The following is a 13,452-nucleotide window of genomic DNA, read 5'->3' on the forward strand; positions in this document are numbered from 1 at the left end:
GGGGCATCGGTTCGCGGAAAGGATCGGCCGGTGGCCGTCCTCCAGGCGTCTTATGACGGCCACGGCGCCGCACCGCTTCAGAAACCCGGCATGTGCGCCCCTTCAAGAAAAGCACGGGGCATGGGCCGTTCCCTTGTGGTGATGGGAACGTGAGTGTGAGCGCACCGGTCGGCGTGAACAATTTATCGACAACCCTTCGAAAAATCGAGCGCCAAGCGCGGGAGGACAGCCATGGGATGGATGGGAAAAATTCTTCGCGTCGATTTAACGGCCGGCACCACGGCCGGGGAACCTCTGGACCGGTCTATAGCTATGGACTATGTGGGCGGGCGCGGTCTCGGAGCCCGCATGCTTCTGGACGAGGTGGCCCCGACCGTGGATCCTTTTTCACCGGCCAACAAGCTCATCTTTCTCACAGGTCCACTCACAGGCACGGGAACGCCCACCGGAGCCCGTTACATGGTCATGACCAAATCGCCGCTCACGGGGGCGATCACCTGTTCCAACGCCGGCGGACAATTTCCCACCATGCTCAAAAAGGCGGGATATGACGGCATTGTCTTTGAGGGATCTTCTGCGGAACCCGTGTACCTGTGGATCCATGAAGGCGCAGCGGAACTGCGTTCCGCCTCACACCTGTGGGGCAAAGACACGCATGAAACAGACCGCCTTCTTCGGCAGGAAACTTTTAAGGACGCTAAGACGGCGGTCATCGGCCCGGCCGGAGAGCGCCGTGTTCTGTTTGCAAGCATCATGAACGACAAGGACCGAGCCGCGGGCCGTTCGGGCGTGGGCGCCGTCATGGGATCAAAGAACCTCAAAGGGGTCGCCGTGTTCGGCACGGCCAAGGTGCCCGTGCACGATCCTCCCACTTTCAAGGCCCTGCTTAAGGACATCATGGCAGGATTCAAGCAAGCCACGCAAAAAGGCCCCTTGCCCCTTCGCGTCTACGGCACGGCCATCACGTCCACCGCGACCCACAATGTGGGGGCGTATCCAACACGCAACTTTCAGCAAGGCACCTTTGAGCACTGGAAGGACATCGGAGGAGAAGTCCTCACGGAAAAATACCTGGTGCGCACTAAATCCTGTTACAGCTGCCCCATTGCCTGTGGGCGGGTGACTCGAGTGGCCGAAGGGCCATTTCAGGGAGAAGGTGAAGGCCCTGAATACGAGACCGTGTACGCCTTGGGCAGCAATTGCGGTGTGCGCGACTTTGCGGCCGTCATCAAGGCCAACTATATCTGCAACGAAATGGGCATGGACACCATTTCCGCCGGCGCCACCATCGCCTGCGCCATGGAAATGTACGAACGCGGCATTTTGGATGAACGCACCATCGGACGGCCTCTGCCCTTTGGCGATGCGGAGGCTTTGGTGGACATGGTCCAAAAGACGGCGCTTCGCGAAGGCTTTGGCAACGAACTGGCCGAAGGCAGTCTGCGACTGGCCCGTCGCTACGGTTGTCCTGAACTGGCCATGGTGTCCAAAGGGCAGGAATTTGCCGGGTATGAACCTCGAGCGGAAAAGGGCATGGGCCTGGCTTATGCCACATCGCCCATCGGGGCAAGCCACATGCGAGGCGACCCGGCTTACATCGAAATTCTCGGCGTGCCCGTCCTGGTGGATCCCTTGACGTGGGAAGACAAGCCTCAAATTGTCAAGGACTGGCAGGATGTCTTTGCCCTCATCGATTCCGCCGGCCTATGCGTGTTCTTTTCCGTGCGAAATCTGGTGAGCAAAACCACAGACATTCGGCCCGTGCGCATTATGGAACTTCTCAACGCCGTCACCGGAGCCGACTACACCCTGAAAACCCTTATGGATGCCGCCGAACGCATTATCAACACGGAACGGCTGTTCTTGGTGAAAGCCGGGTTTGACGCCAAGGATGACAGCTTGCCGCCCCGCATGACCCACGAACCTATGCCTGTGGGGCCGGCTCAAGGCCATGTGTGCGAATTGGACAAAATGCTTCCCATCTACTACCGGTTGCGGGGTTGGGACAGTTCCGGACGTCCGACGAGGGAACTTTTGCAGCGCCTTGGCCTCGCCGATGCCTAGCGCTGCCGTTCTTTGGGGATGGGAGTGCGAAATCGAGGTCTTGGCAATGGACCATGCCGCGGCGCATGGATGGTGAGGGCCCCGTCATCCATGCGCCGCTCACGGCCTGTGCCCTAATGGTTAATCCCGCGTGACAAGGGTGGCCATGCCCATGCCACCCCCCACACACAGCGTGGCCAAGCCCACGCTCAGTTGCCGCCGCCTCATTTCGTAAATCAAGGACACCACAATGCGCAGGCCGGTGCATCCCACGGGATGTCCCAGGCCAATGCCGCTGCCGTTCACATTGGTGATAGAACGGTCCAGACCCAGGCCTCGTTCGCACGCAATGTACTGCGCCGCAAAGGCTTCGTTGAGTTCGATCAGTTGAATGTCCTTGAGGGACATGCCGGTTTTTTTGAGAACCTTTTCCGTGGCCGGCACCGGTCCGTATCCCATCACCTCGGGTTCCACACCCGCCGCGGCTGTAGCCAACACGCGAGCCATGGGTTCTAAGCCTAGTTCCCTGGCTTTGGCTCGACTCATGACCAACGCCGCCGCGGCCCCGTCGTTCAAGCCCGACGAATTTCCTGCCGTCACCGTGCCGTCCTTTTTAAAGACCGGCTTCAGGCGGGCCAAATCGTCCATGGTCAAGCCGAACCGAGGATGCTCGTCCTGCTCAAACACGGTGGTTTTGCCCTTGGGCCCGGGAATGTTTACGGGAACGATTTCATCCTTGAACCGGCCGTTCTTAATGGCGTCCTCGGCGTTGTGGTGACTGCGCAAGGCCACTTCATCCTGATCCTGCCTTGAAATACCGTATTTTTCTGCCAGGTTTTCCGCCGTAACCCCCATGATCATGGGCCGGCCCAAGAGGCGGCTGCCGGAATGGAGCATTTCCCAGACGCTGTCCACCACTTCATGATTCATGAGGCGCATGCCCCAACGAGCATTGGGCAAGTAGTAGGGTGCCGAGCTCATGGATTCCACCCCGCCCACCATCACCACGTCGGCTTCCCCGGCCTTGATCATCTGGGTGGCTGCCGCCAGGGCTTGCATGCTGGAAGCGCATTGGCGCTGGATGGTATGGGCCGGAATCTCCACGGGAAACCCCGCCTGCAACATGGCAGTTCGTGCCGTGTTGGCTTCATCGAAACACTGAACGCAATCTCCGCTCACCACCTCATCCAGAAGGCTTGGAGAAAGGTTTCCCGCTCGCTTCAGCACCTCCTTCATCACATGGGCCAGCAAGGCGGACGCTCGAACATCTTTCAGGGCGCCGCCGAATTTTCCGATGGGCGTGCGGGCCGCCGCCACCACCACCGCATCCCGATCCGTCTGCATGGAACCACCTCACCCTTTATTTGGAATAATCGTAAAACCCTCTGCCGCTCTTGCGCCCCAGGTATCCGGCGCGGACCATCTTGCGAAGCAAGGGTGCCGGGCGGTACTTGTCTTCACCCAATTCCTTGTGCAGTCCTTCCAGAACGAACAGCAGCGTGTCCAGGCCCACCATGTCCGCCAGGGCCAACGGGCCGATGGGATGATTAGCGCCCAGGGTCATGGCCCGGTCAATATCTTCGGCGGACGCAATACCTTCCGAATAAACAAAAATGGCTTCATTGATCATGGGACAAAGAATGCGGTTCACGGCAAACCCAGGGGATTCCTTGACCTCGACGGGCACCTTGCCGATCTTTTCCACCATGGCCTTGGTCACGGCAAAGGTCTCTTCGCCGGTGGCCAGGCCTCGAATGATTTCCACAAGCTTCATCACCGGCACCGGGTTAAAGAAATGCATGCCGATGACCTTGTGAGGGCGCTTGGTCACGGAGGCCATTTCGGTGATGGACAGTCCGGACGTGTTGGAAGCCAAAATGGTCTCCGGCGAGCACAGGCTGTCCAGTTCCTGAAACACCTTCCTTTTGAGCTCCATGTTTTCGATGACGGCTTCAATGACGAAGTCTGCTTCAGAAGCCGCTTCCGCCATGTCCGTCGTGCCGCGAATTCGGCCCAGCACCGTTTGGGCTTCCGCCGCATCCATTTTGTTCTTGGCCACGGCACGATCCAAGTTCCCCTTGATGGCGCTCAGGCCCCTGTCCACAAAGCGTTGCTCGATATCTCGCAAGACCACCTCATAGCCCGCCTGGGCCAGAACCTGCGCAATACCCGAGCCCATAATGCCGGCACCCAGCACAGACACTTTTCTCACGTCCATAAACCCCTCCTTCTCAGAATTGTCCCACATCGATTTGCGTCAAGCCGGCTTCTTCTAATCCCTGCCACCTTGGTGGCTTTTTCCCGACGGATTAAACCGATCCTTGAGGGCTCGAACGGTCCGATGGTAGTCTGAGCCCTGAAAAACCGCCGAACCGGCCACAAACACATCCACGCCGGATTCCACCAAAACATCCACCGTGTCCACGCAGACGCCCCCGTCCACTTGAATGAGCACATCGAGGGATCGGTCATCGATCCAACGGCGCAATTGGCGAATTTTCGAGACCGCGGAACCAATAAATTTCTGGCCGCCAAATCCAGGATTGACGGTCATGAGCAGGACCATGTCCACGTGTTCCAAAATGGGTTCCACAAGGCACAGGGGCGTCGCCGGGTTGACCGCCACCGACGCCTTGGCACCCAATTCGCGAATGCGCTGCACGGTGCGGTGCAGATGCACGCAGGCTTCCACATGCACCCCGAGCCAATCGGCGCCCGCCGTCACAAAAGCTTCCAGGTAACGGTCAGGGTCCGTGATCATGAGGTGCACATCGACGGGTAAGGTTGTGGCCCTTCGCACCGCCTTGACCACGTCGGGTCCGATGGTGATGTTGGGCACAAAATGGCCGTCCATGACATCCACGTGAATCCAGTCGGCTCCGGCTTCTTCCACGGCTCTCACTTCTTCGGCCAGCCTACCGAAATCCGCCGAAAGAATAGACGGCGCCAAAAGGCGCTGCGGCACGCGGGTATCTTCCCGATTTCTCGTCCTCGTTTCCACAAGCTATATCCTTCAGAAAAATCTCGACGCTGGCTTAGGGCCTTTGGACCGTTGTGTGGGTCACGAAAGGCGGCGCCATCGGGCAATGAAAAAGCCGTCCGTGCCGTGTCGGTGCGGCCAGGTGACCACGTAGGGTCCGTCGGCAACGCCACGGCACGTTTCGGGAAGAACTTCCGCCGCCGATTCCCTGTTCCACGTGGTAAAAGATTGGGAAAAATCGTCGGCGACCCCTTGATTTTCCAGCTCAAACACCGTGCACGTGGCATAGACCAAGATCCCGCCCCTTCTAACAAAACGAGCCGCCTGGCGCAAGAAGGCCTTTTGCGTGAGGCTCGCTCGGTACGCGGATCGCGCGCCTCGGCGCCATTTGATGTCGGGATTTCTTCGAAGCACGCCAAAACCTGTGCATGGCGCATCCACGAGCACACGGTCGAAAAGACCTGTGGCGTCCGGGTTCAATTCCATGACGTCGGCTTCTACCGTGCGCACGCAGCCGAGGCCCTGGCGTCGAGCATTCTCCTGAAGTTCTTCCAGCTTCCAGGCGTCCCGTTCCACGGCCACGATTTCCCCTTGGTTTTTCATCAAGATTCCCAGATGCGTCGTCTTGCCGCCGAATCCGGCGCAAAGATCCAGCACACGGTCCTGAGGCTGCGGGTCCACCACCATGGCCACCAACTGGGACGCTTCGTCCTGCACCTGAATCCAGCCGTGCTCGTACGGTTCGCAGCGGGCCACATCCATGCGAATGGGCCCGAGGCGAACGGCCTGCGGCACAAGGGACGAAGGTTCCGCTGACATGTTTCTTTCACGAAACCATTGAATCACCTGGTCTCGATCGGCTTTCAATACATTGACGCGACAGGTGGTTCCGGCCGGCTCGTTGTTGGCGGACAAGACAGCCCGCGCTTCGTCAAAACCCCATCGTTTCAAGGCATATTCGGCATACCAGACGGGGTGAGATGTCATGACCGAAAGCCATAGCACGGCATCGTCTTTGGGGTTTGGCCAAGGCCATTCGTCGCCTATCCGCAACGCCTGGCGCAGCACCGCATTGACAAAGCCCACCGTGCGTTGGCCATGGGCCACCTTGGCCACTTCCACCGTGGCATGCACCGCCGCGTGGGCGGGAACCCTTTCTAGAAAAAAGATCTGATACAGGCCTAAGCGAAGCAGAACGCGCACATCCGAATCCAGCCTCTTACCGGCCGTGAGCACCTCCAGGTGCCAGTCCAAACGTTGCCTCCAACGCAGAACGCCGTAGACGAGTTCCGTGAGCAAAGCGCGATCCCGCGGTTCCAGGGACGGACTTCGGCCCAAGGCCACTCGAAGCAGCCGGTCTGGATGGGCGGCCCGTTTTTCCATCTGCAGAAGCAGCCGGTAGGCGAGAGAGCGCACGTCGTCCATGATGACTTCCCTCACGCTTTTTCCAGAAGGCTCGCCAGCACGGCGCGCACCTCATCGAGAGGCACCCGCGTGTCCACACACGGTCCGTTGGGCCGTTCATTGAAAATGCCGTAGACGGGTAGAGGAAGCGTGTCCTGAATGCCGCTCACCAGGTCTCGCTCACACGCCACTGCCAAAATGAGATCGGGCCGGGTTTCCACCACGATGCGGCGTGCGATGGTGCCACCCGTGGCCACGGCCAGGTCGACGCCGTAGCGTTCCTTGATGCGCAGCAAATCGGCAATGGGACATTTGCCGCATCGTTTGCAGTTGTCCACCTGAAAGGTGATGCGCACCGGACATTGCGAAAATTGAATGCAGTGGGGCATGAGCAGCAACACACGGCGCGGCTTTTTGCGCGAACGCACCGAAGCCAGCACCAGTTCGTTGTTGACACCCACAAAGGCGTGCTGCACGGCCTTTTTGGATACTCCCACAAGGCGGCCCACGGCAATGAGCAGCGGCAACAGCCCCTTGGCGCTCAGGGACCGCAACCACGCGGAAAAAGGCACATCGCGCCCCAGAAAAATGGCCGCCATGAGAAGCCCAAAGCCGGCAAGCAACCCTGCGAGAATCAACGCAAATACAATCCCTGCCACCTGAGGCAGCATGGGATGAATGCCCGCAAAACCCCAGTAGGGAACCACAAAAAGAAGCCCCAGCACCGCCACCAGCAAAACGCAGGCCACCATGAGCAGTACAAGGATCAGGGACTTTTCAGACCAAAAGGAATGCATCTTTGCCGCGGGCTTTCTCGGTCAAGAAAACATGGAACCGACGGGAAGATCGTATCCTCGAAGGAAAGCGTCTGCGGACACCGGTTTTCTTCCTTCCAATTGCAGTCTTCCCAAGGCCACGGTGGCTCCGTCTCCGGCGCACACGAGCAGACCGTCCCGACACAGGCCCAAAATCTCTCCGGGCCTTCCCTGGGCGGTATAGGAAGACAAACGGGCTTGAAAGAATTTGATGCGCTTGGAACCATAAAACCCAAAGGCCCCCGGCCAAGGGTCCAGGGCGCGAATGCGGCACCAGACGGAGGCTGCGGATTCTTCCCACGTGACGTGAAGTTCATGCTTTTGAATAGGAGGGGCAAGAACAGCGTGCGCGTCATCTTGAGCCACCGGATGACACCGGCCCTGCACCCACGCATCCAAGGTTCGGCACAAAAGGTCGGCTCCAACCCGGGCCAAGGTGTCATGGAGGGTTCCGAACGTGTCTTCGGTTCCGATGGGAACACGTTCCACGGCCAGAACCGGGCCGGTGTCCAGCCCTTCATCCATGAGCATGATGGAGACGCCGGTTTCCGAGTCCCCGTGAAGAATGGCACGCTGAATGGGAGCCGCTCCACGGTATCTGGGCAGCAATGAAGGATGCACATTGAGCGCACCAAAGGGAAAGGCGCTCAAGAGACGTCCGGGGAGAATCTGTCCGTACGCCACAAGGACCAGGGCGTGAGCCGGCAACGACGCGAGGTACCGAACCACTTCCGGATCGCGAATTCGATGCGGTTGCAGGACCGAAAGACCCAATCGCTCCGCTGTGATTTTGACGGGAGGTGGAGCAGACTTTTGACCTCGGCCTCGAGGTCGATCGGGCTGCGTGACCACCTGCACAACATCCACGCCGCGCTCATGCAGGGCCAGAAGCGTTGGCACGGCGAACTCCGGCGTGCCGCAAAAAACCACGCGCACCGATTCCCCTTTTACGCCGATGCCTCGAGGACCCGTTTTTTCCATTTCCTTTTAAAGATGTCTTTTTTAATCGGACTCAGATAGTCGATGAACAGGCGCCCGTCCAAATGATCGATTTCATGCTGCAAGGCAACGGCAAGCAACCCATCGGCGCGCATCTCCACCGGTTCCCCGTCAGCGTTCAAGCCTCGCACACACACCGTCTCATGCCGCCGCACCGAAGCGAAGTAATCCGGCACACTCAAACAGCCCTCTTCCCATACGATCTGCCCTTCTGCCTGCACAATCTGCGGGTTCACCAGCACGATCAGGCCGTGAGGGTCTTCTTCCCTTTGAAGATCCACGACGATGAGCCGAACGGGTTTGCCCACTTGATTGGCCGCCAAACCAATACCCGGCGCGTGGTACATGGTTTCGACCATGTCATCGATGAGTTTTCGAACGGCTGCGTCCACTTTTTCGATGGATCGCGCCCTCTCTCGAAGCACCGGGTCCGGGTAAACGCAAATGTCGAGAAGCGCCATAATCTGCCTCAATGTGATTTTTTTCGCGCCCTGCACGTGGGCTTCAACTTTACAGCCTCACACTAATAGCCCTGCAGACAAATTGCAAGACAAGGCCCACCGCCCAAATCCACCACCTATTAACAAGCAGAGGTTGACGGCCCCTTTTTTGACGTTGAATTTTCTGTAGTGGTGTTTGCCGCCCAGGGTTGGATGCCAACGGACGACGATTTTTTCCAGTCCCGTAACATTATGAACCGATGTAACAAAAAGTTGATGCCATTTTCGCTCCCGTTTTTTCAGTGCCTGCATCGGGGTTATGGGGCCGATATTTTTTAGGGATGCGCTTATTACAACAAAACCCCCGGAGTGAGTCTAGCCTTCCTTGCGTTGGGCTGCACAAGGCACCGGCCCAGACGGTGGGTTTGTCGGCCTTGATTTCAAAAATGACTCACCGGCCGGCCTGATCCATGTCTCGGCGAGGCACCGAGGCAGCCCGAAACGCGCCACTGACCATGTGATCCATTTGTTTGCGGGTATCGACCGGTAGGTCATCAACAGGATGCTCCCCACCTCCACACCACGAGGTTTTTTGATCGGGAAACGCGTGCCGGGTAACGTATTGGGTCGCGTCCGCCGGTCTTCTGCCTCCCCCACCCCCGGTCACTCGAGCGTAAGAGCGAGTCCTTTTTTCGGACCTGCGAATAAAAAGTAAAGGTCTGACCCCATGTCGTCAAAGGCTCGACACAGGATCTCGGTCCACGGTGACCTGAACAGAAGCCAAGAAAGCCTGCTGCGCCGCCTGCTCAAGAAGGCTTTCCACAGCCGTTTGAAGATCCTCGGCCGTCCAGGCTTTCACGTAGAGGTTATACCGGTATCGCCTTTTCAGTTTCTGAATGGGTGCCGGAGCCGGACCCAGGATGGCCAGAGGAATGCCCTTGGCTTTCAAGGCCGCTTGGACGGCTCGGCCCATGCGCCCGAGTTCCGCAGCCGCTTGCGCGGTCACGTGCCCATGCGGACCTGTCACCAGCACACGGGCCATGCGTGTAAAGGGCGGATACTGAAGGGTGCGGCGGGACGTCAATTCATGTTCGCAAAAATGATCGTAGTCCAAGGTGGCTGCCGCCTGAATGACATGATGGTGCGGATTGTAGGTTTGAAGCACCACACGACCCGGCTTTTCTCCCCGGCCGGCACGACCTGCCACCTGCATCAGCAGTTGAGCCGTTGTTTCTCCGGAACGAAAATCGCTGATTTGCAGAGAGGTATCCGCATTGATGACCCCTACCAGAGTGACGTGCGGAAAGTCATGGCCCTTCGTGATCATCTGGGTCCCCACCAGCACGTGAGCCTTTTGGGATCGAAAGGCCTCCAAGGTCTGCACCACTTTGGAGGCGCAGGTCATGGTGTCCCGATCCATGCGCAGGGTTTTGACCTGAGGAAAGGTCCGGTGCAGCTCTTCTTCAACGCGTTCGGTGCCGAAACCAAAAGGCACCATGGACCCCTTGCCGCATGCCGAGCAGAGGCCAGGCACCGCCTCTTCATGGCCGCAATAATGGCACAAGACACGCTCCAAGCTCTGATGATATGTGAGGCTCACGGCGCAATGAGGGCACTGAAGCACGGCGCCGCAGGAGCGGCACAGGAAAAAGGACGCAAATCCACGGCGGTTCAAGAACAGCATGGCCTGGCCGCCGTCCTGAAACGTTTCCTTCAACGCCTGGACCAACTCGGGAGAAAGCACGCGAAAAGGGCCGCGATGGCGTCTCATGTCCACAATATGCATGTGCGGCAGCGGACGACCTTCCACCCTTTTACGCAAGGTCACCAAAGTGTAGCGGCCGGTGCGGCCGTGATAAAAGGATTGCAGGGATGGCGTGGCGGAACCGAGGATGACCGGCACATTTGCGATTCTGGCGCGCATGACCGCCACGTCTCGAGCGTGATAGCGCAGCCGCTCGTCCTGCTTGTAGGACACGTCGTGTTCTTCATCCACCACGATCAGCCCCACGTTCTTCAGGGGACTCAACACCGCGGAGCGGACTCCCAGCACCACGGAGGCTTGGCCTGACGTGATTTTTTTCCACTGGTCGTCTCGAACCCCCGAAGCCAATCCACTGTGCCAGACGGACAGGGCCTCTCCAAAACGCGCTCGAAACTGCGCCTCCAACTGGGTGCTCAGGGCAATTTCGGGAACCAACACCAGAGCCGTGCGCCCCTGATCCACCGTCTCTTGAATAAGCCGCAGATAGATTTCCGTCTTTCCACTTCCCGTAACGCCGTAAAGGACGAACGGCTTAAAAGTTGGGGACGAGACCGCCTCGATCATCATGGCCACTGCGGCTTGCTGCTCTGGGGTAAGCGTCACCAAAGCACGGGGTTTCAGATCCTGGGCCAGAGGGGATTCTCTGAGAATGTCCCGTTCCTCCACGCCGATGGCGCCTTCGGCCGCCAGCTTTCGAACCCAATAGGACGCCTGAGGCACCTGGCGGCGAAGGTCTGCCAGAGGGCATGTGCCGCCGGAGTCCCGAAGCACGGTTAAGAAACGTCGCAGGTGAGCGCTCGCGGCAATGCGCTTTTCATCGGGAACGCTCCGCAACACGACGATTTTCTGGGTCTTGGTGGAAGGCACCAAGGACGGCCACACATCATGGCGTGAAATCCAGCCAAGGGATTCCAAGCGCTTCAGGTGGGCCTTCCAGCCCTTAGGTAGGCTTTCCAAATCCTTCGGTCCAAGCTCTCCGGATTCCAGAAACGCCCTTTCCAAAGCGAGACCGCCGGCGGACTTTCCTTCAGGCCGCCCAACCCCTTGTAGCCCATGGCGCCCCTGTTGGGTCAGGCGATAGTACCTTTCCGGATGGGCAAAATGGCTTGACGGCAAAACGGCTTCAAGCACCGAAGGTAGGGGATGAAAATAGTAGCGGGACATCCATTGACACAGGCGCATCAAATCTTCGGGAAGAAGCGGCGCTTCATCCACCACGAGGCGAATATCCTTGAGGGCCTCCTTGCCAAGATGCGCGGGAAGATGTTCTTCCACCGCCACCACCACGGCCACAGCTTCGCGGTATCCCAAGGGCACCACAACACGACGGCCCACCAGATTCAGGCCTCGACATGATTCGGGGAGTCGATAGGATAAACATTCGGCCGGGCCTCTCAACACGGCGCACAAAGCAAAGGACTCGGAATCCTTTGAGTTCATGGATGGCGGGACTCCCCTGTCCCGTGGAAAGCCACGGCCGTCAAACGCAGTTGGGATTCAAGTTCGCGCCGTTTTTTCCCAAAGTCCGCCATGAGATTCGCAGGAATGGATCGAGCGTGGGGAAACGCGGTCTTGAGAAAATTCACCGGCTTTCCGTTCTTGTAGAATCGAAAGTCCAGGTGCGGCCCGGTGGCCAGACCCGAAGAACCCACGTACCCGATGACATCGCCTTGCTTTACGCGGGCACCCTTTTTGAGCCCCTTGGCGAAGGCGGACAAATGGCCGTAGGAGGTTCTGTAGACACCGTTGTGCTGGATTTCCACGTAACGACCAAAACCGCCGTTCCACCCCATCTTAATCACCTTCCCGTCGCCTATGGCACTAACCGGTGTGCCGGCGGGAGCAGCGTAATCGATGCCCAGGTGAGGCCTGAAAATTTTTAGCACCGGATGCAGTCGGCGATAGGTAAATGTGGAACTGATCCGCCGGTAACTCAAAGGAGCCTTCAAAAACATTTTCCGCAGGGACCGCCCCCGGGCATCAAAGTAATCTCGAAAACCGTCCGGAAATTCATACAAATAGGCCTCGTACGTCTGCCCCGAGACGTTCATTCGAGCCGCTTGAATGGGGCCCGCCTTGATGAGTCGGCCGTTGCCCACGGTGATCTCGTAAAGGACGGCAAAGCGATCCCCGGGACGCAAATCGGATGTGAAATCGATGTCGTAGGCAAAGAGGTCCGCCAGATCCATGATCAGTTTGGCGGGCATGCCCTGGTCCACACAGGAACTGTACAGATTGTCTTGAATGGTTCCCAAAGCAGTTTCGGTAAGCGTAAAAGCCGGGGGTGTTTCGATGCGACAGACCCACGCATCCCCTTGTTTTAAAAAAAGGCGCCGTTCTCCTCCTTCGCCCTGTATCTCCAACCGCACAGGATCCTGGGTGCCCCGCACCAGATCGATTTCCAAAAGATCGCCAACCTTGAGATCTTCCGGGCGACACAGTGCAAGAGATTCCTTGTGCCACGCTCCTAGATTCTGCGCTGAAACGCCCAAATCATGAAGGATTTTACTCAAGCTGTCCCCCGATTGAACCGTATACATTTTTCTTTCCAGGCGATTCCAGTGCTGCAATTCCAGAAAGAAAACATCCTCATAGACCGTTTGCGGAGGTGATGAGGAAACTATCTCTTCCGCCTTCCCACGGATGGCCTTCAGCTTGTCGCCGTTCCCAGCGGGCGGATTGAGATTTCGCCACGTGGATAGTCCCACTAAAAGACCCAACACCCCAATACCAAGCCATCGAAAAAACCATCGCCGCCTCTTAGGTGGGTCGTACAATCTCATTGTTTCTCCACAAAAACCGCAAGAAACCGTTCCAGAGACCAGGAAAAAACCTGCCCCATCAGATCATCCTAGCGCCTAGAACCTAGCATACCCGCAAAGAACCGGTCAAAGCAAAGCCAAGGCCTTCGCCCTTGGCTTCGCACGACGCTTTCACTAACCCATTGTTGTTCTTATGTTATCTTTTCAAATGTGAGCCACCGCCTTCGGGGCAGGGGTGGGCTGG

10 protein-coding genes are annotated in these 13,452 nt (G+C 58.1%); 1 reads left to right on the plus strand and 9 read right to left on the minus strand.

The window, feature by feature from the left end:
- The first annotated feature begins 231 nt into the window (after positions 1 to 231).
- Positions 232 to 2,064: an aldehyde ferredoxin oxidoreductase family protein gene (locus EDC27_RS13010; RefSeq protein WP_123291064.1), complete on the plus strand. Its 1,833-nt coding sequence runs from the start codon at positions 232 to 234 to the stop codon at positions 2,062 to 2,064.
- A 120-nt stretch (positions 2,065 to 2,184) separates the two neighbouring features.
- On the opposite strand, the gene EDC27_RS13015 is transcribed toward EDC27_RS13010, so the two are convergent.
- The 9 genes from EDC27_RS13015 to EDC27_RS13055 form a co-directional block, all read right to left on the minus strand.
- Entirely contained in the window at positions 2,185 to 3,387 is a 1,203-nt protein-coding gene (locus tag EDC27_RS13015; RefSeq protein ID WP_123291065.1) for a thiolase family protein, read from the minus strand.
- Between the two features lie 16 nt (positions 3,388 to 3,403).
- Entirely contained in the window at positions 3,404 to 4,255 is an 852-nt protein-coding gene (locus tag EDC27_RS13020) for a 3-hydroxybutyryl-CoA dehydrogenase (RefSeq protein ID WP_123291168.1), read from the minus strand.
- A 60-nt stretch (positions 4,256 to 4,315) separates the two neighbouring features.
- Complete coding sequence (rpe, locus tag EDC27_RS13025) at positions 4,316 to 5,044, minus strand: ribulose-phosphate 3-epimerase (RefSeq protein WP_245994569.1); 729 nt, start codon at positions 5,042 to 5,044, stop codon at positions 4,316 to 4,318.
- Between the two features lie 60 nt (positions 5,045 to 5,104).
- Positions 5,105 to 6,448: a 16S rRNA (cytosine(967)-C(5))-methyltransferase RsmB gene (gene rsmB, locus EDC27_RS13030; protein ID WP_148045765.1), complete on the minus strand. Its 1,344-nt coding sequence runs from the start codon at positions 6,446 to 6,448 to the stop codon at positions 5,105 to 5,107.
- Between the two features lie 11 nt (positions 6,449 to 6,459).
- Entirely contained in the window at positions 6,460 to 7,224 is a 765-nt protein-coding gene (locus EDC27_RS13035; protein ID WP_123291067.1) for a DUF116 domain-containing protein, read from the minus strand.
- 21 nt (positions 7,225 to 7,245) lie between these two features.
- Positions 7,246 to 8,223 carry a methionyl-tRNA formyltransferase gene (gene fmt / locus EDC27_RS13040; protein ID WP_123291068.1) on the minus strand — a complete coding sequence of 326 codons (978 nt, stop codon included), beginning with the start codon at positions 8,221 to 8,223 and terminating at the stop codon, positions 7,246 to 7,248.
- Positions 8,190 to 8,702, minus strand: coding sequence for a peptide deformylase (gene def / locus EDC27_RS13045; protein ID WP_123291069.1), 513 nt, complete (start codon positions 8,700 to 8,702; stop codon positions 8,190 to 8,192). The genes fmt and def overlap by 34 nt, the downstream gene beginning before the upstream one ends.
- Before the next feature lie 712 nt (positions 8,703 to 9,414).
- Entirely contained in the window at positions 9,415 to 11,886 is a 2,472-nt protein-coding gene (priA, locus tag EDC27_RS13050; protein ID WP_123291070.1) for a replication restart helicase PriA, read from the minus strand.
- Entirely contained in the window at positions 11,883 to 13,229 is a 1,347-nt protein-coding gene (locus tag EDC27_RS13055) for a M23 family metallopeptidase (RefSeq protein ID WP_123291071.1), read from the minus strand. Before EDC27_RS13055 ends, priA begins: the two co-directional genes overlap by 4 nt.
- Positions 13,230 to 13,452 lie beyond the last annotated feature (223 nt).

It is taken from the genome of Desulfosoma caldarium (genome assembly GCF_003751385.1).
Lineage (GTDB): Bacteria > Desulfobacterota > Syntrophobacteria > Syntrophobacterales > DSM-9756 > Desulfosoma > Desulfosoma caldarium.